The 26413-nt window shown below is 65.5% G+C and carries 21 protein-coding genes; 10 read left to right on the top strand and 11 right to left on the bottom strand.

The features are described 5' to 3' along the window. Positions 1-65 precede the first annotated feature (65 nt). The gene (locus GKC70_RS17380; protein ID WP_029612354.1) at positions 66-308 is read left to right on the top strand and encodes a hypothetical protein; all 243 of its coding nucleotides are present in this window, start codon (positions 66-68) and stop codon (positions 306-308) included. A 104-nt stretch (positions 309-412) separates the two neighbouring features. Continuing rightward, the gene (locus GKC70_RS17385) at positions 413-724 is read left to right on the top strand and encodes a hypothetical protein (protein ID WP_342649399.1); all 312 of its coding nucleotides are present in this window, start codon (positions 413-415) and stop codon (positions 722-724) included. A gap of 624 nt (positions 725-1348) precedes the next feature. Here the strand turns inward: GKC70_RS17385 and GKC70_RS17390 are convergent. From GKC70_RS17390 to GKC70_RS17430, 9 genes are all read right to left on the bottom strand, one after another. Then, entirely contained in the window at positions 1349-1495 is a 147-nt protein-coding gene (locus GKC70_RS17390; protein ID WP_155290511.1) for a hypothetical protein, read from the bottom strand. Between the two features lie 133 nt (positions 1496-1628). Next, the gene (locus GKC70_RS17395) at positions 1629-2585 is read right to left on the bottom strand and encodes a tetratricopeptide repeat protein (protein ID WP_342649400.1); all 957 of its coding nucleotides are present in this window, start codon (positions 2583-2585) and stop codon (positions 1629-1631) included. Between the two features lie 151 nt (positions 2586-2736). Next, positions 2737-3186 carry a VOC family protein gene (locus GKC70_RS17400; RefSeq protein ID WP_304484684.1) on the bottom strand — a complete coding sequence of 150 codons (450 nt, stop codon included), beginning with the start codon at positions 3184-3186 and terminating at the stop codon, positions 2737-2739. A gap of 16 nt (positions 3187-3202) precedes the next feature. Next, positions 3203-4309: a bifunctional diaminohydroxyphosphoribosylaminopyrimidine deaminase/5-amino-6-(5-phosphoribosylamino)uracil reductase RibD gene (gene ribD / locus GKC70_RS17405; RefSeq protein WP_342649401.1), complete on the bottom strand. Its 1107-nt coding sequence runs from the start codon at positions 4307-4309 to the stop codon at positions 3203-3205. Between the two features lie 54 nt (positions 4310-4363). Continuing rightward, positions 4364-6049: a WD40 repeat domain-containing protein gene (locus GKC70_RS17410; RefSeq protein ID WP_342649402.1), complete on the bottom strand. Its 1686-nt coding sequence runs from the start codon at positions 6047-6049 to the stop codon at positions 4364-4366. A gap of 12 nt (positions 6050-6061) precedes the next feature. Continuing rightward, entirely contained in the window at positions 6062-6673 is a 612-nt protein-coding gene (gene ribA / locus GKC70_RS17415; protein ID WP_342649403.1) for a GTP cyclohydrolase II, read from the bottom strand. Between the two features lie 45 nt (positions 6674-6718). Further along, positions 6719-7723 (bottom strand): SUMF1/EgtB/PvdO family nonheme iron enzyme, encoded by a 1005-nt coding sequence (locus GKC70_RS17420; RefSeq protein ID WP_116887785.1) that lies wholly within the window; start codon positions 7721-7723, stop codon positions 6719-6721. A gap of 32 nt (positions 7724-7755) precedes the next feature. Further along, complete coding sequence (locus tag GKC70_RS17425) at positions 7756-8496, bottom strand: class I SAM-dependent methyltransferase (RefSeq protein ID WP_342649404.1); 741 nt, start codon at positions 8494-8496, stop codon at positions 7756-7758. Positions 8497-8828: 332 nt separating this feature from the next. Beyond that, the gene (locus GKC70_RS17430; protein WP_342649405.1) at positions 8829-9737 is read right to left on the bottom strand and encodes a LysR family transcriptional regulator; all 909 of its coding nucleotides are present in this window, start codon (positions 9735-9737) and stop codon (positions 8829-8831) included. A 95-nt stretch (positions 9738-9832) separates the two neighbouring features. On the opposite strand from GKC70_RS17430, the gene GKC70_RS17435 reads away from it, so the two are divergent. The 3 genes from GKC70_RS17435 to GKC70_RS17445 are packed head-to-tail and all read left to right on the top strand — an operon-like array spanning position 9833 to position 14499. After that, positions 9833-10318 (top strand): DMT family transporter, encoded by a 486-nt coding sequence (locus GKC70_RS17435; RefSeq protein WP_029612364.1) that lies wholly within the window; start codon positions 9833-9835, stop codon positions 10316-10318. A 7-nt stretch (positions 10319-10325) separates the two neighbouring features. Beyond that, positions 10326-11432 carry an efflux RND transporter periplasmic adaptor subunit gene (locus GKC70_RS17440; protein ID WP_342649406.1) on the top strand — a complete coding sequence of 369 codons (1107 nt, stop codon included), beginning with the start codon at positions 10326-10328 and terminating at the stop codon, positions 11430-11432. Beyond that, the gene (locus tag GKC70_RS17445) at positions 11419-14499 is read left to right on the top strand and encodes an efflux RND transporter permease subunit (protein ID WP_342649407.1); all 3081 of its coding nucleotides are present in this window, start codon (positions 11419-11421) and stop codon (positions 14497-14499) included. Before GKC70_RS17440 ends, GKC70_RS17445 begins: the two co-directional genes overlap by 14 nt. Positions 14500-14637: 138 nt before the next feature. On the opposite strand, the gene GKC70_RS17450 is transcribed toward GKC70_RS17445, so the two are convergent. Further along, on the bottom strand, positions 14638-15513 hold the full coding sequence (locus GKC70_RS17450) for a carboxylate/amino acid/amine transporter (protein WP_342649408.1): 876 nt from the start codon (positions 15511-15513) through the stop codon (positions 14638-14640). Positions 15514-15708: 195 nt separating this feature from the next. On the opposite strand from GKC70_RS17450, the gene GKC70_RS17455 reads away from it, so the two are divergent. After that, positions 15709-17697 carry a TonB-dependent receptor gene (locus GKC70_RS17455; protein ID WP_342649409.1) on the top strand — a complete coding sequence of 663 codons (1989 nt, stop codon included), beginning with the start codon at positions 15709-15711 and terminating at the stop codon, positions 17695-17697. Between the two features lie 189 nt (positions 17698-17886). On the opposite strand, the gene GKC70_RS17460 is transcribed toward GKC70_RS17455, so the two are convergent. Continuing rightward, positions 17887-18849 carry an AraC family transcriptional regulator gene (locus tag GKC70_RS17460; RefSeq protein WP_342649410.1) on the bottom strand — a complete coding sequence of 321 codons (963 nt, stop codon included), beginning with the start codon at positions 18847-18849 and terminating at the stop codon, positions 17887-17889. Between the two features lie 182 nt (positions 18850-19031). On the opposite strand from GKC70_RS17460, the gene GKC70_RS17465 reads away from it, so the two are divergent. Genes GKC70_RS17465 through GKC70_RS17480 form a run of 4 tightly spaced genes read left to right on the top strand, consistent with a single transcriptional unit; the run spans position 19032 to position 26266 of the window. Beyond that, positions 19032-20096 (top strand): methyltransferase domain-containing protein, encoded by a 1065-nt coding sequence (locus GKC70_RS17465; RefSeq protein ID WP_342649411.1) that lies wholly within the window; start codon positions 19032-19034, stop codon positions 20094-20096. Positions 20097-20100: 4 nt separating this feature from the next. After that, positions 20101-21381 (top strand): MFS transporter, encoded by a 1281-nt coding sequence (locus GKC70_RS17470; protein WP_342649412.1) that lies wholly within the window; start codon positions 20101-20103, stop codon positions 21379-21381. Next, positions 21378-23747, top strand: a complete 2370-nt coding sequence (locus GKC70_RS17475; protein ID WP_342649413.1) for a decarboxylase — start codon at positions 21378-21380, stop codon at positions 23745-23747. Before GKC70_RS17470 ends, GKC70_RS17475 begins: the two co-directional genes overlap by 4 nt. Continuing rightward, the gene (locus tag GKC70_RS17480) at positions 23747-26266 is read left to right on the top strand and encodes an aminotransferase class III-fold pyridoxal phosphate-dependent enzyme (protein WP_039576177.1); all 2520 of its coding nucleotides are present in this window, start codon (positions 23747-23749) and stop codon (positions 26264-26266) included. Before GKC70_RS17475 ends, GKC70_RS17480 begins: the two co-directional genes overlap by 1 nt. Positions 26267-26413 lie beyond the last annotated feature (147 nt).

Genomic DNA, 26413 nt, shown 5'->3' on the forward strand with positions numbered 1-26413 from the left:
CAAGCGGTCATTCAGCGTCTGAAAGACAATGCCTATATACGTCTACCTTAGCGAGGGAGAAACTCTTGGACCTTCATGAACAGTTGGCCGAGGTCATGGACGCGACGACCTTCTTGGCTTTCGTCCACGCCCTAGCGGCTGATAAGCGCGCAAACAACGATTGGGAGAATATCAGCGTTGAAGCCTTCCTGGATGCCGCAATATCTTGGGCAGAAGACAGTGAATTTGGTATTCGCCAAGGGCTTCCACCTTCCAACCTGTGGGCGCAGTTCGCGACATTTCTTTACTGCGGAAAAATTTACGAGTAACTGAAGAGCAATTAGGCTTCTGTTGTGGGTTTGCGAGTGGCCTGGCGCCAGAACGCCTTGAAAGCTCTCAGGTAGGCTTCAAAGCTTTGATTAAAGGAGCCAGTATGCGTATCACCCAAGATTTACGTGCAAACGAAATCCTCAGGCTTGAGCATCTCTTGGAGGGTTTCAACTATTCGGTCTGGATCAACACCTATGGGCCCTTTGACCTGGATAGAACGCTTGAAGAGCAACTCGCTTTTTCCACCGGTAACGAAGTGATCATCGGCGGGCAGTCCTGCGTGACCGCAAGCGGGGCTCGCATTGAGGTTACCGAGCAACTGCTGCACGCGGGGGATGGCGGTTACGGCCCACTGGATCTGGATGCAAAACGCTCCGAAATCCTGAGTCTTCTCGAGGACCTATTCACGCATTAGCGCCTAGACCAGGCCAGCACCCTAACTTCATTTTGGCTAACCAAGGGCCATCCGGCATACCCAGTGTTCTGGGACTTCGCTTTCGATATTCAGCAGGGTGGTAAAAGATGGATTTTGATGGGCAGTAGCAGCGATTAGGCTGGGATGGCTAAGCTTTCTGAAGACTTGGCCAAGCCTGCAGCTATGACCGCTTTGGGTCGAAAGCAGCCGGACGCGAATAAACGCTTCCGCTCCTCAGAGAGTGAGGGTGCCTCTCATGGCACAGATTACGACCGGATAGCAGTCAATATCGGGTCAAACACATCTTGCACTCCCACAGGAACCGTTCCACTATCGATAACAATTCCCATTAGCAAAGTATCGCCCGCACGTGACGCCCTCTTCGCCCAGACTGCAATCTCCCGCAGCCAAATCCCCGCAGATACTTCGAACATCTACCATCAGAACCACCAAATGCATCACGCCGTCTGCAGCATTCGGGGACAAATAAAAAGTTAAGGCTAGTAGCGATCGACCAGAAGGTCGCAAAGTCGTCTACGTCGCTCTGGCTTTTCGGCCCGCCCAGGTCCTGGTCGTCCATCACCGCGCCGATGGCGATGCGCTCGTTGCGCGAGAAGCGCTGCATCAGCGACAGCGCACCAGCACGCCTGCGATGTTCGTGGCCTCTATCAGGCCGGCGGCGCGGGCGCAGCCGCCCACATGCACGGCCAACTTCGACGCCAGCTCGGTGAACTGAGTGGCGATGCTGATGTACGGGATACGGTGGCGCATCGCGTACTTCGCCGGATGTGTCGACAGATCGGTGTGTCAGCACGGCAATCTTGCTGATCTGCTGATCGGGCGGCAGGCTCAGGTCACCCTATATGGCTGCAGTACCCCAGCGCGTCTCAATAGTCGTTGAGGCTCAGGCCAGCAACCGGTCGATCAACGCCTGCTCGTAATCGTTGAGAGGCTGATCCTCGTAGAGCTTGTCGGAGGCCGTGATCAGCGCCTGGCCCTCGACCTCACGCCCACTGTCGCCATAAACATGCCCAAGATTCTCCAGCGACTGCAGGTTGCCGTGCAGAGAGAAGGAGATCAGGTACCAGCGCTCGGCCTCCTCGAGCTCGCCCAGGCGGTGATAGGCCACAGCCAGGTTGTGCTGGGCGTAGACGTGGTCGGATTGTAGGGCCTGCAACAACGCCTGCTTGGCCTGCTGATAGTCTTCGAGCTGCAAGTAAAGAAGGCCAAGATTGTTGTAGCCATCGACATTGCCCAACTCGGCCGCGCGCCGGTAGGCCTGCTCAGCCTGCGGATAGCGCTCGGCATGCAGATGGACGTCGCCAAGCAGGTTCAGCGCCTCAGGATGATCGTGGCGCACGGCGTTATTGAGGTGCTCGACGGCGGCATCGTGATCGCCATCCTGGTGGGCCATGCTGCCAAGGTAGAAGTGGCTGCGGGGACAATCGTACTCGGCGGCTTGCTGGAAGTATTGGCGGGCGGTGTCGTGATCACCTTCCTGGAAGGCCATGCTGCCGAGGTTGTAGTGGCTGCCCGGATAATTGTGCTCGGCAGCCCTCTGGAAGTGTCGGCGGGCGACGTCGTGATCACCGTCCTGGTAGGCCATGATGCCGAGGTTGTAGTGGCTGCCGGGATAATCACGATCGGCGGCCATCTGGAAGTGTCGATGGGCATCGGCGCGATCGTCACGTGCCAGGCTCACCGCGCCAACGCCATTCATCCAGCGTGCGTCGGCGGGACACGCCTTGGCAAGGATCTGGAAGCACTCCTGCGCAGTGTCCAGATCCTGCTCGCGAAACGCCGCCCAGGCCTGCTCATGGAGCGCAGTCGCTTGCTCGTCACTGAGCGTTTTTTTACTCATGAACCACATGGTATTTCCTGCCTTGCGAGGGCCGACCATTCTAAAGGCGTGTATGGAAGCCAACAAGGCAATGGCTCTGCTGGGCAGGTTCGAGCCTTACTAGCCACACCCAGGTAGCAGCGGCATGACGCACTGGCGCGTGCCCTGAGCATCAGCGGTGTGGCTGCGCAGCGGACGCAGCAGCATCGCGGGTGGATGAAAAGAGCGCCAGCCACGCCACCCGCGACACCACCACCCGATACCCATCCCCATCGGCAAAGGTCGCCCCGTTCTCCCGCCAATACGGATTGAACGGCGCCACGCGCTCGAACCCACTCCCGGTCAATCGCAGGCAAAACGCCTCGAACGCCTCCAGCCCGTCGACATAGATCACCAGCAAATCTTCCACTGTGTGCCGGGGCTCGACCTTCTGCCGCCGACAATGGGTGAACTCCAGGTGCCAATGCCGCGCGGGATCGCCCAGCATCACGCCATCGAACCCCGCGTGATCCTCAAACCCGCCCAGCACTTCGAGCCCCAGCCCGTCGCGGTACATCGCGACCGCGCGCTGCAGATCGGACACCGGGCGGGCGATACGTAGATGGCTGATGGATACCGACATGACTGCCTCCTGATCGCTACGGCGCGAAGCACTCCGACTCGGAGCGCAGCGAACGCCAGTTGATTTTCACATCCTCCCCCACCGCCTCGGCGGTCACCAGGCGCAACCCTGCCGGTGCCGTTAGCGAGCTGGCGAAATCGCCCACCAGCAATGGCCGCGCCCCATTGCCGAGCAGCTTCGGCGCCACGTACAGCACCAGGTCGTCCACCAGGCCCTCCTGGATCAACGCACCGGCCAGCGTGGCGCCCGCCTCCACCAGCACGCTGTGCACGCCGCGGTCGTTCAGGGCGGTGAGGCAATCGAGCAGGTCCAGCCGCCCACCTTGGCTGGCGACCTGGATACCTTCAGCGCCCCGGGGCGCCTGGCCACCGGTCACACCATGAAGAATAAACGTGGGCACGGCGCCATCGACCAGCTGGGCCGTATGCGGCGTGCGCAGGGCACTGTCCAGCACCACGCGCCACGGCGGCACGAAGGCTTGCGGGTCATCGAGCCGTACCGTGAGGGCGGGGTCGTCCGCCAGCACCGTGCCGATGCCGGTCAGGATCGCGCAGTGCTCGCGCCGCAGCCGATGCACATCGGCGCGGGCGGCCGCGCCGGTGATCCATTGCGATTGGCCATCGGCCAGGGCGGTTCGACCATCCAGGCTCATGCCCAGCTTGAGCGTTACCCATGGCCTGCCGCGCCGTGCACTGCTGATGAAGCCTTTGTTCAGGGCCTGCGTTTGGCTGCGCAGCACACCGACGTGCACGTCGATGCCCGCCTCGCGCAGGCCGGCGATGCCTCGGCCCGCGACCTTGTGGAACGGGTCTTCGCACGCCACCACCACCCGCGCCACGCCGGCGCCGATGAGCGCCTGGTAGCACGGCGGGGTGCGGCCATGGTGGGCGCAGGGTTCCAGGGTCACGTAGGCCGTCGCGCCCTGTGCCTTGGCGCCGGCATGGCGCAGGGCATGGACTTCGGCATGCGCCTGGCCGGCGCGCACATGCCAGCCCTCGCCCACCACCACGTCGTCCTTGACGATGACGCAGCCGACCATGGGGTTGGGACGGGTGGTGAAGCTGCCGCGCCGCGCCAGGTCCAGCGCCTGCTGCATGTAACGGTGATCCGCGTGTTCGGTCATGAAGCCCCCAGACGGAAAAACCCGCGCCGCCGTGCAGGCCGGCGCGGGTGCGCATCAAGCGCTGACGGAGATGGGGTACAACTGCCCATCGTAGGAACTGGCCAGGAACAGGCCGTCCTGCGGGGAGTAGGTGATGCAGGAAATGCCGCTGGTGGTGGGCTTGACCCGGTGCGTCCAGCGTCGCTGCTGAAGGTCGAACAGCGCCACGGTGCCGCCATAGCTGCCGGTGGCGATCACCTGCTGGTCGGCCGAAGCGGCGATGCACTTGACCGAGTGCACATGCGGTGTCTCGTACACTTGCGAGGCGTCACCGGACCAGATACGCAGCTTGAGGTCGCGACCGATGCTGGCGAAGCCGCCTTGCACCGTGGCGCAGCCGTTGGAAATGCGCTCGTGCGCCTGTTCCACATGCCGGGCCAGGGAGAAGTCGTCTACCCGGTGGAAGGCGGCAGCGGCCGTGGCGCATACGCTGAACAGGTACTCCTCGTCGGCGGAAATGCCTTTGATGGCGTTGTCATGCATCGACAGTTCGCAGACGAACTCGGCCTGCCCCTGGGCATCGCGTTTGAAGATCAGCGCCTCGCCGGTGTAGGTGCCCACCGCCGCGTGGGCCACGCCGTGCCGGGTGAACGCCGTGGCGCAATTGAGCGGCGAGCGATGCTGGTGGATCAACCGGCCAGTCACTGCGTCATAGACCTGCCCCATTTGCCCGCCAGTGAGCATTTCCTCGCCGAAGGGCAGCAGGAAGTTGCACAGGCTGCCGATCAGGGTGCTGGGCTGACCATCGATCAGCAGCTTGCCGGCATCGCCGATGGCATAGGTGTGGCCGTTGTGAATGGAGACCGCGTTGAGGCTGATGGCGTGGTCGATGCCCTCCAGGTCCCAGGTGTCGGTCGTGTGATCCCAGACCGCATAGGTGGAGCCGAAGGTGACGAAGGCGATGCGCTCATCGCCCAGGAACGCGCAACTGCGCGGCCAGATGATGCTCGGCAGGGAACTGTGCGCCAGGCGCGTCAGGGTGCCAGCCTCGTAGCGCCACAGCACCACCGAGCGGTCGTAGCTCAGGCTGATCAGCCAACCCTTGCGCTGGTCCCACACCACCCGTTTCACCCCAGCGGCATGGGCCTGCAGGCGGGTGGTGCCGCTGGCGTCGATGACGGTCAGGCGGCCTTCGTCGTCGCCGGCGAAGATGGTGCCGTCGCTGGCCAGGGCAATGGTGTCGGTTTCCACGCCGCCCAGGTCGATGCGCTCCACTTGCTCGCCGGTCTGCACGTTCCAGCGGCGAATGGTGCCGTCGTCGCTGCTGGATACCAGTTGCTGGCCGTCGGCACTCCAACTGATGGAAATCACGTCGGCGCTGTGGCCTTCGAGGGTGCGCAGGCAGGCACCGGTTTCAGCCTCGAACAGGCGAATGGTGTGATCCCGCGAGCAGGTGGCGATGCGGTCGCCGGCCGGGTTGAAGGCGGCCATCTCGACGTCGTCGCGGTGACCGACCAGCGCCGCCTTCAGGCGCATCGACGGCACTTCCCAGACGCGCGCGGTGTAGTCGCTGCTGGCGGTGACCAGGCGCGTACCGCTGGCGTTGAAGGCGCATTGATTGGCCAGGTGATCGTGAAACACCCGGTGCAAGGCTTGTTTACGCGGCGCATCCCAGAGGATGACCTGATTGTCGTAACCGGCAGTGGCAACGTATTGCTCGGCAAAACTGGCGATGCCGCTGATGGGGGCAAAATGTTTCATCGCAACTTTTCCTTAAGCTGAACGATCCAGACCCAAATTGATGTCGTGGTTCTTCTTGGCGATTTTCGCGGCCAGGTAATGGCGGTTGTGCTCGGTCAGGAACACGCCGGTGGAAATCACCTCGTCCACCTGGATGCCGTGCTTTCTGAGGGTGGAGACCTTGTCGGGGTTGTTGGTCATCAGCCGGCAACGGGTGATGCCCAGGCCGCGTAGCATGCCGGCGGCGATGGCGAAGTCGCGGCCATCCTCGGGCAGGTCGAGGCGGCGATTGGCCTCGAAGGTGTCCAGTCCGGTGTCCTGCAGGCGGTAGGCGGCCAGCTTGGCGTACAAGCCGATGCCGCGTCCTTCCTGGCGCAGGTACAGCAGCACGCCGCCTTCGTCGGCCATGCGCTCGAGCGCTTCGTTCAATTGCGCGCCGCAGTCGCAGCGGTGCGAACCGAAAATATCGCCGGTCAGGCACTCGGAGTGAATCCGCACCAGCGGCGCTTGCTGGGTGACGTCACCGACCACGATGGCGATGTGTTCTTCGCTGGGCGAAAACCCTTCGAAGGACACGAAACTACCGACCTTGCCCCCCTGGAGGATGGGGATGTCCACGGTATTTTTAACTTTATAGATTGGCATACGAGCAACCCTCTTCTGATCACACTGCATGACGGGTCCTTGTCACTACACGCTTTCAGCGAGACGAAAACCCATGACGTAGATATCCCTTGGAAACTTTCCATGGCGCCGGGTGGTGCGGGCCAGATCGCGAAACCGCGAGTAGCTGCCGCCGCGGGCGACTCGATGGGTGCCGACGGCCGTCACCAGGTCGTCTTCGATGGCCGCACCGCCGGGATAGGCGTGGTAGTCATCGGCGACGAACTCTTCGACGTTGCCTGCCATGTCCAGGCAGCCAAATGGCGAAGCGCCATTGGCGAACAGACCCACCGGGGTGGTGGTGAACACGCCGAGTTCAGCGGTGTTGGCGTGATCGGGCAGGAAGTCTTCGCCCCAGGGGTACTGAAGGCCCTGCGGCCCTGCTGCGGCGTACTCCCATTGCGCTTCGCTGGGCAGATGAAACGCGCGCCCGGTCTTGGCCGACAGCCACTCGATGTAGCACTGCGCGTCTTCGACGCTGATGCCGGACACCGGATGGTTGGCGCGTTCGAGCGGGTAGCGCCCGAGGAACCAGTCGGTCGGGATACGCGGCGCTTGGGAATCGAGCAGAAACGCTTTGTATTCCAGGTTGGTGACCGGGTAACGACCGATCTTGTAGGCGGGCAAGTCGACCGCGTGCCGAGGGGTTTCCTTGGCGATCCAGTCCGGGTCCAGGTTCAGGTCGGCCAACGACTGCATCACCGCCGGCAACCGTTCGCAGGCCAGGCCGATCTGCGCTGTGGCTTCAGGCACCAGCACCATGTTCGGGGCCAGCGGATTGAGGCGCGGATCGCCCACACTGGCGAGGATCTGTCCGGCCGTGTAGCGATAGGCGAGCGCGCAGTCCTGGCTTTCCAGCGAATCGACCCAGTGCGCCACCCCACCGGCAACCAGTGCGCCGAAACTGTCCGCCGACAGGTTCAGCGTGCGGTTGGGGGTGAAGGACGCTGGCAGGCCAAGCAATTCGCGATCCGACAACTGTGGATTGGCTCGACGCAACGTCTCGGGAGAATGAAAACTCATGAGTCCCATGGAGCTACTCCGTTTCTTGTTATAGGCGCGCGTTACAGCGTGCACACCAGCCCGGTCTGCAAACAGTTGTCTTTGAACACGTCCCAGAAGCCGGGCGTGTACTTGTGCTCGTCCGCCTTGAGCAACAGTGGCTTCTGCCACCGCAAGTAACTGAACCCGGCGTTCTTCGCCGCGCGTTCATAGTCGGCACGTCCCCAGCGATAAAAGGTGAATGGACTCGGCGGCTGGGTAACGAACTCGGCCTGGTGGCGATAACCGGGTCCCCAGGGTTCTTCGGTGCGGACATTCACGCCGTAGGACGTGAAGTTGCCCAGGCCCAGTTCGAAGTCGGGCTCCACGGTATAAGCCACTAAAGTGCCACCGGTCGAAAGATTGGCGGCGACGCACTTGAACATCTTCTCCAAGTCGTCGAGGGACGAGGCGTAGTTGAACAGCCACGCCGCCACCACCATGTCGAAGTTGCCGAGCTTTTCCATCTTCGAGGCATCGCGAACATGGAATTCGAGGTCGTCGCCAGTGCGCGCGGACTCTTCCCTGGCGAGGTCGATCATCTTTTGCGAGATGTCCACCCCGACCACCTTCCGCGCCCCGCGCTGGCGCAGTTGACGGCCGAAATAGCCGAAGCCGCAGGCCACGTCGAGGATCGACTTGCCGTGCACGTCCCCGACCATATGAAGAATCGTGCGAACTTCCACCTCGCGCTGGGCGGCGGTATCGGTAAAGCTCTCGAACAGCCCGCCAATCACATTGTATTCGGCGCTTTCCAGTGTCATTTCACTCTCCTTAGTGGTTGGAAAACAGTGTTCTATGCACCCTGTTAGTTCCAGCACCTGTGCAAGACAATAAAAACCATAAGTGCCGCGAATAGGGTTATCCGCAGGCGGTACGAATGCCAATTCTTTGTTCGCATCCAGACTATTCGCGCGACGAATAACGCACTTGGAAAGTTCCTGTTCCTTTAGGATTATGAATAAAAAAAGGCGCACTTCGAACGAAGGCGCCAAGCGCATTGACGTGGGCAAAAAGCTGAATGTAGAGCGAGCCTGTCGGATTGGGTTAGTTGTAAAGATAAAAACCGCTGACGCTGAATTGATTCACGCCGGGTTCATTGCTCATTCGCCACGCGCATGATCATCTGGCGCAACCACGTATGCGCCGTGTCGGATTCGCGGCGCGGGTGCCAGATCATCTTGAAGTCGAACTGGGGAATGTCGAACGGGGGTTCGAACAGGCGCAGCCGACCGTCGCGCTCGACAATGTCCAGGCTTCGCCGCGCCACGGTCAGAATCAGGTCGGTGCCGGCGATCAGGTCGCTGGCCACGCTCCAGTGCGGCAACGCCACGCTGATCTGGCGTTGCACGCCCAACTTGCTCAGGGCGCGGTCGACCTCGTTGTCGTTGCCGGCGCGCATGGCCACCAGCACATGGGGCCGTTTCAGCCAACCGTCGAGGTCGGCGATGCCCTTCTCGGGGATGCTGGAGGAGTCCGCCACGCAGACGAAGCTTTCGGAAAACAAGGTGTGCTGGCGCAATTCGTCCGACTGTTTACCAGGGAATACCCCCAGCGCCAGATCCACTTCGCTCTCTCGCACATCGGCCAGCATCGATTCCCGACTGGCCTGACTGACCAGCAATTCCACGCCCGGCGCCATGGCCCTGAACGCCCGGGTCAGCCCCGGCAACAGCACACGCGAGCCGTAATCGGACATGGCCAGGCGGAACACGCGCTTGGCTTTGGTCGGGTCGAATTGCGGCGGCTCGAACAGCGTGCCGATCTGTCCCAGCGCGTCGTTCAGCGGATGCAGCAGTTCGGTCGCCCTGGCCGTCAACTCCAGGTGCCCGCCGCGGCGGATCAGCAACGGGTCATCGAACAGTCGGCGCAAGTGCGCCAAGGCATGGCTCACGGCAGGTTGGCTTTTATGCAAACGGGAGGCAGCGCGGGTGATGTGCTTTTCGACCAACAGTGCCTGCAAGGTCACCAGAAGATTGAGGTCGATACTTCGAAGATTATTCATCCGTTGAATACCATCCGTTGGTTATACGAATTTCCATTCCCTCTATTCATATTTCAAAATCAAGTCCGAAACAACCACTGATGAAGCGATAGCCAATGACCACTCCTCTTTCGATGTCTACCGCGATGCTTGTCGGCGCAGCCATAGCCGCAGGCGCAGTCGTGCCGTTCCAGGCCGCAGCCAATGCGGCGTTGGGGCGCGCCGTCGGTCATCCCTTATGGGCCACGGTGGTGTCGCTGATCATCAGTTTGATAGCCATTGCGCCGGTACTGCTGGCGCTGCGTGCACCCGCACCTCAACTCGGTGCCGCCACCAGCCTGCCGTTGTGGGCCTGGGTGGGGGGGATTGCCGGGGTGATCTACATCACCGCCGCGTTGTTGTTATCGCCGCGCATGGGCACGACCAGTTTCATGGCCTGCGTCATTGGCGGCCAATTGCTCACCTCGCTCATCATCGACCATTTCGGCTTGATGGGGATGCCGACAAAACAGGTCACGCTGTACCGAATACTGGGTGTGGCAATGATTTTCATCGGGGTGTTGTTGATTCAATTGTCCAGCGAAAGTGTGATCAAGGAATGATCTGCCCATGCGCAAGAAACTTGCTCTATTCGTCAGCCTAGTGCTGGTCATCGTTATCGCGGTGTACGCCATGCCAAACACCACGACGGCGCAGCAGGCCAGCGGCGAAGCGCCGGCGCCCACCAACGTGCAAACCGTCCAGGCAAAGACCCAGTCGCTACCCCGTTATTTCGACAGCATCGGCAGCCTGGAAGCGGGCGAACAAGTGCTGGTCAGCGCGGAAGTGGGCGGCAAAGTCGAGGCGCTGAGTTTCGATTCCGGCCAGAGGGTTCAGAAAGGCCAGCGGCTGGTGACCCTCAACAGCGCGCCGGAGCGGGCCGAAGCCGATCATCAGCGGGCACTGGCCGCCAGGGCGCAAAAGCGTCTGCAACGCATCCGCCAACTGATCCCGGCAGGTGCAGTGGCCAAGGAAGACCTGGACAACGCCCAGGCCGACCTGGACGCGGCCAAGGCCATGCTGGCCAAAGTCGAGGCGGTGATCGCGCAGAAGACCATCACCGCGCCCTTCGCCGGCCAGCTCGGCATTCGCAAAGTGCATGTGGGCCAGTACGTGAACCCGGGAGACACCCTCGCCAGCCTGATCGACCTCAGCGAACTGCGGGTGAATTTCTCCCTCGATGAACACGCCAGCGCCCAGGTCCATCAGGGCCAGGCGGTGCTGCTGAGTTTCAGCGCCCTGCCCGATAAGACCTACTCCGCGCGCATCACCACCCTCGATCCGTTGCTCGACAGCACACGCATGACCCGCGTGCAGGCGATCCTGACCGAGGCGCCCCCCGCGCTCAGGCCCGGCATGTCGGCGGATGTGCGCGTGGTGCGCGCCTCTGCCGCGCCCACCCTGGTGGTGCCGACCACCGCCATCGTCAGCAGCGCCTACGGCGATGTGGTGTACCGCATTACCCGCCACGAGCAGCGCGCTCAGGTGCATCGGGTCGCCGTGAAGACCGGTGCCCGCAGCGAGGGTTGGCGGGTGATCGCCGAAGGCCTCGAGCCCGGTGACGAAGTGGTGGAGGTCGGGCAGAACCGCCTGAGCGACGGGCAGGACGTCCAACCCGTGCCCAGCCCTGCCCCGGCTCAAGCAGCCCGGCAAGGAGCGGCCCATGCACTTCACTGATCTGTTTTTGCGCCGGCCGATCCTCGCCCTGGTGGTCAATGCCTTCCTGGTCCTCGCCGGCCTGCTGGCCCTCAACAACCTGCCGGTGCGTCAGTACCCGCTGCTCGACAGCGTCACGGTGACGGTGACCACCGAATACCCCGGCGCCTCCGCCGAGCTGATGCAAGGTTTCGTCACCCAGCCGATCGCCCAGGCCAGCGCCACCATCGAGGGCGCCGACTACATCAGCTCCTCCACCAAGCAGGGCCTGAGCACGGTGCAGGTGCGGCTCAAGCTCGGCGCGGACACCACCAAAGCGCTGTCCGACGTGATCGCCAAGGTCAGCCAGGTCAAGTACAAGCTGCCGGAGAAAGCCTATGACCCGGTCATCGAACAGTCGGCTGGCGACTCCACGGCGGTCGCCTACGTAGGCTTTTCCACCACCACCCTGTCGCTGGCGCAGTTGACCGACTACCTGTCCCGGGAAGTGATTCCCAGCCTGTCCGGCATCGACGGCGTGGCCAAGATCCAGACCTTCGGCGGCCAGCAGTTGGCGATGCGCCTGTGGCTGGATCCGTCGCGCCTGGCCGCGCGCAACATCACCGCCGCAGAGGTGGCCCAGGCCCTGCGCGCGGAAAACGTGCAGACCGCCCCCGGCAACCTCAAGGATGACCTGACAGTCACCAACATCCAGGTCGACACCGACCTCAAGAGCATCGCGCAATTCCAGGACATGACCCTGCGCAGCGCCGGCAACGAACTGATCAAGGTCAAGGACATCGGCACCGTCGAGTTGGCCGCCGCCAGCCGCGAAACCAGCGCGCTGATGGACGGCAAACCGGCCGTGCACCTGGGCCTGTTCGCCGCGCCCGCCGGCAACCCGCTGACCATCGTCGAGCAGATCAACAACTTGCTGCCGGCGATCAAGAAGACCCTGCCGCCCGGCGTCGAGGCGGACATCGCCTTCGAGACCGCGTTGTTCATCAAGGCCTCGATCGACGAGGTCACCCGCACCCTGGTGGAAGCCTCGCTGATCGTCGCGGTGGTGATCCTCCTGTGCCTGGGCTCGCTGCGCACGGTGATCATCCCGCTGGTCACCATTCCGCTGTCGCTGCTGGGCGCGGCGGCGCTGATGTTCGCCTTCGGCTTCAGCCTCAACCTGCTGACATTGCTGGCCATGGTCCTAGCCATCGGCCTGGTGGTAGACGACGCCATCGTGGTGGTGGAGAACGTGCACCGGCACATCGACGACGGAGCCTCGCCCTGGCAGGCGGCGCTGCTCGGCGCCCGGGAAATCGCCGTGCCGGTGATCACCATGACCCTGACCCTGGCGGCGGTGTATTCGCCCATCGCCTTCATCGGTGGGCTGACCGGCGCGCTGTTCAAAGAGTTCGCGCTGAGCCTGGCGGGCGCGGTGATCATCTCTGGCGTGGTGGCGTTGACCCTGTCACCGGTGCTGGCCGCGACGCTGATGAAAGCTCATTCGCCCAGCCGCACCGCCGCCTTTTCCGACGCCCTGTTCAGCAAAGCGCAGCAATACTACGCGCGGGTGCTGGTCCAGGTGCAGCGCCTGCGCTGGGCCGTGGTGCTGGGCAGTGTGCTGATTCTGCTGGCGTTGCCGCTGCTGTACCTGCACGCGCAGCACGAACTGGCGCCGTCCGAAGACCAGGCCTCGATCCTCACGGTGATCAAGGCGCCGCAGTACGCCAACCTGGCGTACAGCGAGCGCTATGCCGCCGAACTGGACGACGCATTCAAGGACATCCCCGAGGTGATCAGCCGCTGGATCATCAACGGCACCGACGGTCCGGCCAACGGCTTCGCCGGTGTCAACCTGAGCCGGTGGGATGAGCGCTCACGCACGGCGGCCACGATCCAGGGCGATTTGCAAGCGCGTGTCGGCGACATCCAGGGCACCAGCCTCTTCGCCTTTCAACTGCCCCCCCTGCCCGGCTCCACCGGCGGCCTGCCGGTGCAGATGATCCTGCGCGCCAGCGCCGATTTCGAGGATGTGTACAGCGCCATGGACAGCCTCAAGCGCAAGGCCCGGGACAGTGGCCTGTTCGCCACCCTGGACAGCGACATCGAGTTCGACAGCCCCAACGTCGATCTGCATGTCGACCGCGACCGGGCCAATGCCCTGGGCATCTCCATGCAGGCCATCGGCGATTCACTGGAAACCTTCCTGGCCGAGGGCTACACCACCCGCTTCGCGTTGCAGGGCCGCTCCTACGACGTGATTGCCCAGAGCACCCAGGGCGCCCGCTCGACGATCGAGGCGCTGGGCCAACAGTACGTGCGCAGCCGCAGTGGCGAGCTGGTGCCGCTGTCGGCCGTGGTGCGCGCCGAGACCACCACCAAACCGAACACCCTCAAGCAGTTCAACCAGCAGAATGCGATCACCCTGCAAGCCGTCCCGGCGGCCGGCGTGAGCCTGGGCGACTGCATCGCCTTCCTGCAACGCGAAGCGGCGAGCCTGCCGGACGGCTACAGCATCGACTGGTCCGGTGAAAGCCGCCAGTACGTGCAGGAAGGCAGTTCGCTGGCGCTGGCCTTCGTCATGGCGATCATCGTGATCTACCTGCTGCTGGCCGCGCAGTTCGAGAGCATGCTCGACCCGCTGATCATCCTGGTGACCGTGCCGCTGTCCTTGCTCGGCGCGCTGATCCCGCTGGCGATGGGCTTCGCCACGGTCAACATCTACACGCAGATCGGGCTGGTGACCTTGATCGGACTGATCAGCAAACACGGCATCCTGATGATCGAATTCGCCAACGAACTGCAGGTGCGCGAGCGTCTGGACCGGATCAGCGCCATCGAAACCGCGGCGAAGATCCGCCTGCGGCCGATCATCATGACCACCGCCGCCATGGTCTTCGGTTCGCTGCCGCTGCTGCTGGCCAGCGGTGCCGGTGCCAACAGCCGGCATTCGCTGGGCATGGTGATGGTCTGGGGCATGCTCATCGGCACGCTGTTCACCCTGTTCGTGCTGCCGGCGCTCTATGCCTTGCTGCCGGCGCGCCGGGTGAAGGCTCAGCCCGCGCTCGCCGCGCCTAGGCTCTGTCTGAAAAGCCCTGATACTTGGTGATCCTGCGTTGAAAACAGCCTGGATCGCCAGCCCGGTCGGAATGCTCATTTACAACCAGTAAAGTCGAGCGCGACTCCGACCGTTCCTCGGCTGTTTTCGCCTTGTCTCCCCGGCGTTTCAGAACTTTTCAGTCAGAGCCTAGCCCTTGCCCGCCAGCGACGGGGCACGGCGCTCGCCCAGGCGACTGAGCCACACCGACGCCAGGATCACCGCGCCGCCGATGAACAAGCGCCCCAGCGGTTCGTGCTGGTTCCAGATCAGCAGGTTCAGCAGCAGCCCCACCGGCACGTGCAGGTTGTTCATCACCGCCAGGGTGCCACCGGAGACCAGGCACGCGCCCTTGTTCCACCAGTACAGCCCCAGCGCCGTGGGGCACAGGCCGAGGAACAGCAGCACCAGCCATTGCACGTCGGTGCTCGGCAGGCGCTGGGTATTGCCGAACGCCAGGAACGCCGGCAGCACCACCATCAGCGCACCGAGGTAGAAATAGCCGAAGCGTTGGTAGTGCGGCAGATCGCTCGGGTGCCGGGCGATCAGGTGGCGGTACAGCACCTGGCCAGCGGCGTAGGTGAAGTTGGCCAGTTGCAGCAGCAGGAAGCCGCCGAAGAACTCGCCGCTGATGCGGTCGAAGCGGATCACCGCCGCACCGGCCACGGCCACCAGCGCCGCGAGCAGTGCCCAGGCGTTGAAGCGGCGGTTCAAGGCGTCTTCGATCAGGGTCACGTGCAGCGGCGTGAGGATGGTGAACAGCAGCACCTCCGGCACGCTCAAAACACGGAAACTCAGGTACAGGCAGACGTAGGTGATGCCGTATTGCAGTGCGCCGATCAGCAGCATCGAACGCAGGAAACGCGGCTCGACCTGGCGCCAGCGGGTCAGTGGCAGGAACACCAGACCGGCCAGCAGCACGCGCGCCAGCACGGCGAAGTAGCTGTCGACATGCCCGGCCAGGTACTCGCCGATCAGGCTGAAGGAAAACGCCTGGATCAGCGCGACGATAATCAGGTAGCCCATGGTTGCCTCTCGTGAATCAAGGCGGCGACCTTAGCCGTTAGTGTCGGCGCGGGCAACCGTCGCGCAGGGCCGCAGCGCATAGGAATCTAGCGCTTGCGCATAGGCGCACCGATGCAAATGATTCTCGATAGCGAGCTACAATGCCGTCCGTCGCGCGCCCGTTCGGGGTGCGTCTTGCAGGCACGGGGAGCAGAGATGACGAGGGGATGGCTGGGGGGCGTGTTCGGCGGGCTGGTGGCCGCAGGCGGAGCGATGCCGGCAAGCGCGCTCGAACGGGTGATGCTGGAAGACACCGTGGTGGTCAGCGACAAACTGGAACAGTCGCGCGAGCGCCTGCCGGCCAGCCTCTCGGTGATCGACGCCACGACGCTGCAGAGCACGCCGGTGCAGTCGCTCGAACAACTGGTGCGGCGCACACCCGGCTTCACCTTCCAGCCGTTCGGCCAGTCCGGCACCCAGTTGCCGGTGGTGCGCGGCCTCACCTCGAACGCCACGGCCTTTTCCAACTCGCTGCTGATGCTGGTGGACGGCGTACCGGTGTTGCGCGGGCAAGGCTTCGACAACGACCTGGTCGGCGTCGAGCGCGTGGAGATCCTGCGCGGACCGCAGTCGGCGCTGTACGGACGCAACGCCGAAGCCGGGGTGCTCAGCGTGTTCACCCGCCAGCCGGACGCCGCCGACTACGCGCGACTGGACACCACCCTGGGCAGCCGCGACAAGCGCACCGTCAGCGCCGACCTGAGCACGGCGCTGATCGAGGGCACGCTGTATGGCGGCGTGGCCGGCCAGTGGAAGCGCCAGGACGGCTACCTGGACGACGATTTCGCCGGCGGCAAGGCCGACGACCGCGAGCGCCAGAGCGGGCGTCTGACCCTACGCTGGACGCCGGATGAATTCACCGACGCGACCCTGCGCTACAGCGCCCTGAAATACCGTGACGAGGCCTCGCAGTGGGGCAGCCGCCAGGGTCGCGACCGGGCGGTGAATGCCGGGCTGGCCGGACGCAACCACTCCAGCGGCGACACCTGGTCGCTGGACCTGCGCCGCGCCCTGTCCGACACGGTCGAGCTGCGTTCGATCACCGCGCGCAGCGTGTTCGACGACCGCCTGCGCCAGGACACCGACTTCCAGCCCCGCGACCTCATGCACCTGGCCCGCGACTACCACTTCGAGACCCTCAGCCAGGAACTGCGCCTGAGCGGCGAGCAGGGCCAAAGCCGCTGGCTGCTGGGGCTGTATGCCGACCGCGAGGATCACAGCCTGGACTACCAGCAGAAACTGCCGATGGCGCTGGCCCGCACCCAGGCCGACCTGGGCGGCAACACCGCCGCCGTCTTCGGGCAGTGGCTGCAGCCGCTGTCCGAGGCGTGGTCGCTGACCTTGGGTGGGCGCTACGAATACGCCCGCGCCTGGATCGATCCAGCCAGCAACCGCAACCAGTCGGACAGCTGGCAACACTTCACGCCCAAGGTCGCGCTGCAATACGCCCTGAGCGACGACGCCCAGGTGTACCTGAGCTACACCCAGGGCATGCGCGCCGGCGGCTTCAACGCCTTCGCCAGCAACGCCGGCAACCCTGCCTACGACCCGGAGCGGGTCAACAGCTACGAAATCGGCGTCAAAGGCCTGAGCGTCGATCAGCGCCTGCGCTACTCGGCAGCGCTGTACCACATGCAGGTGCGCGACATGCAAGTGCAGCAGTTGGTGCAACAGGGGCTGGTGTACATCACCAACGCGGCGTCGGCCACCTCCACCGGGCTGGACCTGGACCTGGAATACCTGCTTGGCGAGCGCTGGACGCTGACCGCCGCGCTGGGCCTGAACCGCACGCGCTTCGAGCGTTTCAGCGAGGGGCTCAACGACTACAAGGACCACCGCAACCCCTTCGCCCCGGACCTCACCGGCCACCTGGGCTTGCGCTACGACGCCGATGGCGGCTGGTACGTGCAAGGTGGCCTGAGCGCCGTGGGCAAGATCTACCTGGATGCAGCCAATCGCTACCAGCGGCCCGGTTACGGGCTGGTGGACGTGAGCGGTGGGTATCGGTTTGGCCAGTACACGGTCAGCGCCTATGTCGACAACCTGATGGACAAGCGCTATGACGCGCAGGGCCTGCTCAACGGCGCGGTAACCGTCTACAGCCCGCCGCGCGAAGTGGGCGTGAGGCTCAGCTTCGAGTTGTAGAGCCCGTGACTCCCCCCGCACCGCGCCCACAAAAGCCTGAGCTGCGCCCCAAAAGTGGACGGGTGTCCAACATTTGGGTCGCAGCTCAAATCTCGGTAGGAGTGGCCTTGTGTCGCGATTGGACCGCACAGCGGTCCCGGCCAGGGCGGCGGCGAAGCTGAATAGCTCGGACCGCTGCCCGCCGATCCCTCAGCGCTTCTTGCCGAAAATCGACTTTGGCGAGCGCCCGAAATAGCGCGTGAACGCCACGGTGAAATTGTTCGGGTACTTGTACCCTACCTGCCACGCCGCCTGCGCCACCTGCTGCCCGGCTTCCAGCAGGGTCATGGCCTTGCGCATGCGCAGCTCCAGCAGCATACGCGCCGGGGTGGTATCGAACAGGTAGCGGAAGCCTTCCTTGAGCTTGTGCTCGTTCATGCCAACCGCCGTGGCCAGGTAATCCACGGTCAGCGGCTTGTCCAGTTGCTCGCACAGCAGGTTGCGTGCGCGCTCGATGCGCTGGATGTCACACGTGCTCAGCGCCGACGTGCTGCTCTGCTGCGGTGCCAGCAGGTTGAACTGCTCGGCCAGCAGGCTGAGGGTGTGGATGTGCAGGTCCAGGCGATGGGCCGGGTCCAGCCCGCCCGGTTGCAGGTAGCGCACCAGCGCAGCGGCATGGGCCTGGGCGGCCTGGGAGCTGCGGCGAAAGTCCAGGCGGTGCAGGCGACCGCTGCCCAGCACCTCGGTCGCCCGCGCCTCGCCGACGTACTTGCACAACGTGGCATGGTCGATCACCACGCGCAGTTGCGAAGCGGTCTCGTTGGCCTGGTAGCGCCGCTCGCCCGGCGCGGCCCGAAAGGCGGTGATGGTGGTGTGCCCGGCCTCGAAGGCCAGGGTGCTGCCGTCCTGGCCGATAAAGCCGGATTTTCCCTGCAAGCCCACGGTGACCACCATCACATGGCCGTCGTGCGGACCACAGGTCTCTTCTACCAGCGTGCGCGTGGGGTGGTAGTGCAGTCGGCCCAGGGACAGCCCCTGCTCCAGTTGCAGCAGGTCGGTGTGGCACTGCCCGTAGGTCTCGTCCAGTTGCAGGCGCAGACGCCCGTCGCTGCTCACCGAACGGCGGCGGGGTTGATCCAGGCCCAGGCGGGAAACGGCATTGGTCGTGTTCATCAAGACATCCCTGAGGGTCGGCGGCCATCGCACCGCATAGAAACGGCTCCGGCTCGCATACTTTGCGTGAATGATTCTCATTTAATATATACCACCCTTTCCGCTGATTCGGCCATGCCCCGTTTCGTTTCAGACCCGTGACCTGCCCAAAGGCGCGGGTCAGCCCACGACAGGACGTTAACGTGACCCGACACGCCCCCCGCCCGCACCCGGCGCCCCTGGACCTCACCACCGCCCATCCGCTGCAGCCCAGTTGGGACCTGCAACTGGGTGGACTGGGCGCCGATGCCCTGCACCTGGCCCTGGAACACGGCCTGTTCGACCACCTGCAACAGTTCAAGCCCGCCACCCAGTTGGCACAGCACCTGGACTGGCACGCCGACAGCACCGGCTACTTCCTCGAACTGCTGTGGAGCCAAGGCCTGCTCGAGCGCGATACCCAGCACCCAGCGCACTACCGCAACCGCCCGCTGGCCGACCGTCACCTGCGCAGCGACGGCGCCAGCTACTGCGGCGATGCGCTGATGTTCCGCCACCGCGTGCTGCGCGAGACCGGCGCGCAACTCGACGACTACCTGCGCAATGGCCTGCCCCGGCGCACGCCGACCAGCGTCCAGCTCGACCAGGCCTGGGCCAATGCCGCCCGCCTGCAGATCGCCCAGGAGCAGCGCGCGGTCACCTGCGACAGCGCCTGCACGTTGCTGGCCAGCCTGCCGGAATACCCGCGCCTGCGCCGCTTGCTCGACCTCGGCGGCGGTCCCGGCCTGGTGGCCATCGCCCTGGCCCGGCAGTTGCCGGCGCTCAGCGGCACCGTGTTCGAGTACCCGCAAACGGCCGCGGTGGCCGCGCACAACATCGACGCAGCGGGCCTCAGCGCTCGCCTGCATGCGCAGGGCGGCGACCTCGACAGCGACGACATCGGCTGCGGCTACGACCTGATCTGGTGTTCCTCGGTGCTGCACTTCGTCCGCGACCTGCCGGCCACCTTGCAGCGCCTGCACGCCGCCCTGGCCCCCGGCGGGCTGCTGGTGTGCTGCCAGGCCGAAGTGCCCCAGGCCCGCGCGGCCGCCGCGCAGGTGCTGCCGTACTACCTGCACATGCGCCTGCAGGGCCGCCACGTGCTGGCTGAAGGCGAACTGGCGGGCCAGCTCCGGGACAACGGTTGGTGCGGCGTGGAGCAGATCGACGGGGTCCGCTACCCGGTCACGCCGGTCACCGCCGTGATCGCCCGCAAGGCCAAGGAGTGATGCCATGACCCGCGCCCGCCTCACTGCGCTGCAACTGCTGTTCGGCTGGCTCAACCTGGCCCTGGCGGTGCCGAGCATCTACCTGATGTTCGGCCTGCCACTGGTGATGCGCCAATACGGCTGGAGCGGCACCGAGATCGGGCTGTTCCAACTGGCCGGGCTGCCAGCGGTGTTCAAGTTCCTGCTGGCGGTGCCGGTCCAGCGCGTGCGCCTGGGCCGTGCCCCCCTGCAACGCTGGTGTTTGGCCCTGAGCGTGGCGCTGATCGGGCTGTACGCGCTGATCGCCCGCGACAACCTCATCGACCAGCGCCTGGCACTGTTCGCCATGACGTTCGCCATCAGCCTCATCGCCACCTGGATGGACATCCCGCTCAATGCCCTGGCCGTGCACTGGCTGCCGCGCCGCGAGCAGGTGCGCGCCGGCAGCATTCGCGCTGCCGCGCTGTTCGTCGGTGCCATCGTCGGCGGCGGCGCGATGCTGCTGGTGCAGGCGCGCCTGGGCTGGCAGGCGCCTTTCGCGATCATGGGCACGGCGCTGGCGCTCGGCGTGCTGGTGCTGCTATGGGTCGGACGACGCTTGCCCAGCGCGCCCGCGCAGCCCTCGGCGGCGCCCGGGGTGATGGCCGACTGGGCGAGTTTCTTCAGCCAACCGGCCGCGCGCCAGTGGACCTGGCTGCTGCTCAGCGCATTTCCGTTCATCGGCGCGGCTTGGCTGTACCTCAAGCCACTGCTGCTCGACCAAGGCCTGGCCCTGGAACAGGTGGCCTGGGTGGTCGGCATCGCCGGTGGCGCCCTCGGTGCGCTGGCCAGCCTGCTCGGCGGTCGGCTGATCGGCGTGCTGGGCACCGCGCGGGCCATCGTCCTGTACCTGTCGAGCGCCCTGCTCGCCCTGCTGGTGCTGGGCCTGGCGGTATGGCTGCGGCTGGGTACGGCGTGGCTGATCGCCGGCGCACTGCTGCTGGCCGTGGGCATGGGCGCCGTGTCGGCCTTGATGTTCGGCCTGACCCTGTTCTACAGCCGCCAGCAGCGCAGCGCCAGCGACTACGGCCTGCAATCGAGCCTGTTCGTCATCACCCGCCTGGCAGCGCCGGTGCTCGCCGGCCTGCTGCTCGACCGCCTGGGCTACGGCGGCCTGCTCGCCAGCCTGTGCGGCGGATTGCTGCTGGCCCTGCTGCTGGCCTGGCGGGTGCGCCACAGCATCGCCCGCAGCACCGACGCCTTGCTGCACACCCCCGATGACGCCGCCCCCGGTGTCACCGCCATCGCTCTGGAGGGCAAACCATGAAGCCACACCGCTACGGCATCTGCCTGATCAGCCGCGACCCCGCGCTGCGGGCCGATGTCAGCGCCGTGCTCGACCGGCTCAACCACTGGTTGGGCCATGAGACCCCGTTGGCCAGCCAGCATTGGCCGGACGCGCACCTGGACAGCCTGTACCGCCAGGTGGCGGGCCAGGCCGAGGCGTACCTGCGCCAGCAGGCCGGCGAAGGCGCCCTGGCGCTGGAACTGCTGGCCTTCGACGACCTCGCCCAGGCCCACGCCGCGCTGCCCTCGGCCTGCCCATGCGACCACGTGCTGCTGGACACCCGCCATCTGCCCCAGCAACCCGCACACGATCCGCTGCACGCGCTGCTCGACGCCCAACCCGAGGCCCGGCGCTCGCCCAGCAGCGCCGTGCTGTTGTGCGACCCGCAGCACCTGCAGCATTGGCTCGAACGGCTGGGTGGCAACCGCCTGCTGCGCGTGCCCCACCCCGACCCGGCCCTGCGCCGCGCCGACCTGCTGCGCCTGTTCGTCGACCACCTGGAACACGCCTACTGCAACCGCCTGCTGGCCCGCACCACACTGCAGACCAGCGAGCCGGTGGCGCTGGCCCGCGACATCCAGCAGCGCATGACCCAACGCTGGGGCCAGGCCTGGGACTGCCATTTCTTCACCGGCTCCATGGTCGCCGGCTTTCTCGACTCGCTCGGCGAGCTGCTGCGGCCCACCGCCTGCGGTTTCCACAGCGCCTGCAACGAGCACGCCCTGGCGGTCAGCGCCCTGGCCGGCTGGCAGTTATACCAGCGCGCCTATGTGATCGTGATGACCTCGGGGATGCTCGACGAGATGCGCGGCACCCTGGCCAATCTCAAGCGCGCCGGTGCGCCGGGCCTGGTGATCTGCGCCGACTCGCCCGAATCGGTGTGGTTCGCCTTCCAGGGCAGCCTGGACGCGGACAACGACGGCCACCAGGTGATCGCCGCCCGTGGCCTGTGGCAGCGCTTCATACGCCGTCCCGACGAAGCCCCGGCCTGTGTCGAACAGGCCTTCGAGGCCCTGGCGCAGCGCCCGGCACCGACCTTTCTGTTCGCCACCCAAGCGGTGCTGGAGTCCCGCGCGGCGGTGGATCAGCCCGCGCCACCCGCGCCCACCGAACCCGCCGCCCATGACCTGAGTGCGCAGCAGCAGGCCAGCCTCGAACAACTGCTGGAGGTGCTCAACCACGCCCCTTCGCGCGTGCTCTGGCAATGTGGCCGGCTCGACGCCCGCGAGCGCCAGCGCGTGGTCGAGCTGGCCCGGCGCAGCGGCATCGCCCTGGCGGACAGCCTCGTCGCCCCCGGCAGCGTGTGCGCCTACCAGGACCAGGAACCGGTGGCCAACTACCTCGGTCCGCTGTCGATGTACGGCTTCAGCCGCCGTGTGCACGCCTTTCTGGAACAGCCCGAAGACACGCCGGACAAGCCCTGGCTGGTGTTCGTCAAAAGCAAGATCGACCAGTCGGCCACGCCCTACTCCGAAGGCCGTCTGCAACGCCTGTTCCACATCGTGCAGATCAACCGCCAAGCCGAGCACATCGCGCCGTTCTGCGAGTTGCCGGTCACCCTCGACCTGGACACCGTGCTCGACTACCTCGAACCGCGCCTGGCCGTCCCGCCGACGCTGCTCAAGGCGCGCCGCGAACGCTTGCAGCGCCTGCAACGCACCCGCGAAGTGCTGCCCAGCGATCAGATCGAAACCCTGCCGATGACGCCCAACTTCTTCTTTCACCGTCTCGGCCAACTGCTCGGCGAGATGATCGAGCGCGACGGCTACCGTTATACCGGCGTCTTCGACGTCGGCCGCTGCAGCCTCTCGGCGCTGCGCAACCTGCCGCGTACCGACGCCGGTTTTTCCGGCTGGTACGGCCGGGCACTGATGGGCGATGCGCTGGTGTCGCTGCCGTACATCGCCCGCAACGACGGCCGGCATGTGCTGGCCTTCATCGGCGACGGCGCCCGCGCGCTGGTGCCGGACATCGAGCAGCGCCTGGCCATGAGCCTGGCCAGCGCCGCCGATGGCGCCCAGCGCAACGTCACGGTGATGTACCTGGCCAACGGTGTGCTGTCGATGATCCAGACCTACCTGGACAAGCGCTACGCCTGCCACGGCGCCAGCCAGGTCAACGTGCCCCTGGCCGACGGGCCGCTGTGGCAGGAGCGCGCCTTCGGCCCGATCAGCATCTGCCGCGCACGCCTGCTGCACTTCTGCCCCGACACCCTGCGCCAGGCGCTGAGCGCGCCGGGACGCCTCAACTTCTTCGACGTCTGGCTCGGCCACAACTCCGAGGGCGATGGCTTGAGCCTGGTCTCGGAAACGGCCTGGAGCCGCCTGAACATGGAAAACTGCTGATGAAATTCGGATTCATTGCCCACCCCACCTCCACCGGCCTGCTGCATCAGGTCAAGCTGGTCGACCTGCTCGACCGCACCTTGGAAGAACAGGCCTGGGGCTACCAGCGCGAACGCTGGCAGCGCCGCAACCTGGTGCCGTTCATCGACTTCGGCCGCATCGTCAGCGCCTGTGGCGCCGAGTGCTCGGGGATGCTGCAGTTCATGCCGCTGACCGCCGAGCAGATGCTGCGCCAGCCACGGGCCATCGCCGAGCGCGTGCTCCAGGGCGTGGCCGCGCTCAAGGCCGAAGGCGCCGAACTGGTGGGCCTGGGCGGCTTCACCGCGATCGTCGGCAACCGTGGCGTGGCCACCCTGGAGCAGGCTGACGTGGCCGTGACCACCGGCAACTCGCTGACCGCCTTCGCCGCCTATGCCAACCTGATGGACAGCCTCAGGTTGCTGGGCATCGCCGCCCAGGACGCCGAGGTGGCCGTGCTCGGCTATCCCGGCTCCATCGCCCTGGCGGTGGCGCGCTTGCTGGTCGAACAGGGCTGCCGCTTGCGCCTGGTGCACCGCGGCAATGCCCAGCAAGCCCAGGCGCACCTGGAGTACCTGCCCAGCCAGTACCACGCCCAGGTCAGCCTGCACGACAACCTCGAAGACTGTTACGCCCAGGTGCGCTTCTACGTCGCCGCCACCTCCAGCGGCGGCCTGATCGATCCGCGTCGCTTGCTGCCGGGCTCGGTGGTGCTGGACGCCGCGTTGCCCAAGGACGTGATGGCCGTGGACCACCAGCGCCGCGACATCCTGCTGGTGGACGCCGGCCTGGTCTCGGCCAGCCCCGCCGTGCACCTGGGCCTGCGCAGCCTGGGCCTGGAGCCCAAGCGCAGCCTCAACGGCTGCCTGGCCGAAACCATGATCCTGGCCCTGGAAGGCCGCGCCGAGCCGTTCTCCCTGGGCCGCGAGCTGCCGGTGGACAAGGTGCTGGAGATCGGCCGCATCGCCGAGCGCCATGGTTTCAGCCCCTCGCCGATGACCTGCGAAGGCGAGGTGCTCGGCAGCGAGGCGTTCGACCGCCTGCACCGCCACCACCACCCGCGTCGCACCTTGCAAGCCCGCGATGCGCACGAGGAACCGCTGGCCCTGCGCCGCGAAGTGCTGAACAGCTTCGCCGATCACATCAACCCGGTGCTGCGCGAGTTCTACCAGTTCAACCATATCGAGCGGGTGTTCAGCCATGGGGAGGGCTGCTGGCTCACCGACCTGGACGGGCGACGGTTCCTGGATTTCGTCGCCGGCTACGGCTGCCTCAACACCGGGCACAACCACCCGGCCATCAGCCAGGCCCTGCAAGGCTACCTGCAGGCGCAGTTCCCCACCTTCATCCAGTACCTGTCGGCGCCGCTGCATGCCAGCCTGTTGGCCAAGCGCCTCGCGGCCCTGGCGCCGGGCGAGCTGAATCGGGTGTTCTTCAGCAACTCCGGCACCGAAGCGGTGGAGGCCGCGCTCAAGCTGGCGCTGGCGGCCAGCGACAAACGCTGCGTGCTGTACTGCGACAACGGCTACCACGGCAAGACCCTCGGCGCGCTGTCAGTGACCGGCCGGGCCAAGCACCGTACGCCGTTCGAGCCGCTGCTGCCGCGCTGTGAAAGCCTGCCGTTCGGCGACCTCCAGGCGCTGCGCACACGCCTGGAACGCGGCGATGTGGCCGCCTTCATCGTCGAGCCGATCCAGGGCGAAGGCGGCGTGATCCTGCCCCCGCCGGGCTACCTGGCCGGGGTCCGCGCGCTGTGCGACGAGTTCGACTGCCTGTGGATCCTCGACGAGATCCAGACCGGCCTGGGCCGTACCGGCAAGCTGTTCGCCTGCCAGTGGGACGACACCGCGCCGGACATCCTGGTGCTGTCCAAGTCGCTGTCCGGCGGGCTGGTGCCGATTGGCGCCACGCTGTCGCGCGAGGCGGTGTGGCAGCGGGCCTATGGCGACATCGACCGCTTCGCCCTGCACACCTCGACCTTCGGCGGCGGCAACTTCGCCGCCGCCGCCGCCCTGGCCGCGCTGGACGTGCTGGAGCAGGACGACCTGACCGCCAATGCCGCCGAGATCGGCGCGCACCTGCAGGCCGGCTTGCAGCACCTGGTGGAGCGCTATCCGTTCCTGGTGGCGGTGCGTGGCCGCGGGCTGATGCTGGCCATCGAGTTCCAGCAGGATCTGCAGGGCGGCGTGCAGGCGTTGGTCAAGGAACTGGCCGGGCGCATCCCCGGCCAGGCCATGGCCACCTACCGCATGCTCTCCGGCGCTGCCCGCGCGCATCTCGAAGCGGCCGCCGAGGCGGTGGAGCAGAGCCTGGAGGACATGTTCGTGCTGCGCTTCATGACCAAGCTATCCCAGGAGCACGGCGTGCTCACCTTCGTCACCGCCAACAACAACCGGGTGATGCGCATCCAGCCCCCGCTGGTGCTCAGCCGCGAGGAGGCCGACCACTTCCTCGCCGCGTTCGCCGCCGTGTGCGAGGACTTGGCGACGTTCCAGTCGTAAGGCCTTGGGTGAGGCATTCGGGGCTGCGCAGCAGCCCCCAACGCTACCCAGCAGCACCGCCCACCGAACCCCATAGTTTTCCCGCGCTTTGCCATACGAATCGGCCCCACCAACGGATTGAATCGACGGTCGCCGCAATTGAAAATG

It is taken from the genome of Pseudomonas sp. REB1044 (genome assembly GCF_038813925.1).
Classification (GTDB): Bacteria; Pseudomonadota; Gammaproteobacteria; order Pseudomonadales; family Pseudomonadaceae; genus Aquipseudomonas; species Aquipseudomonas boreofloridensis.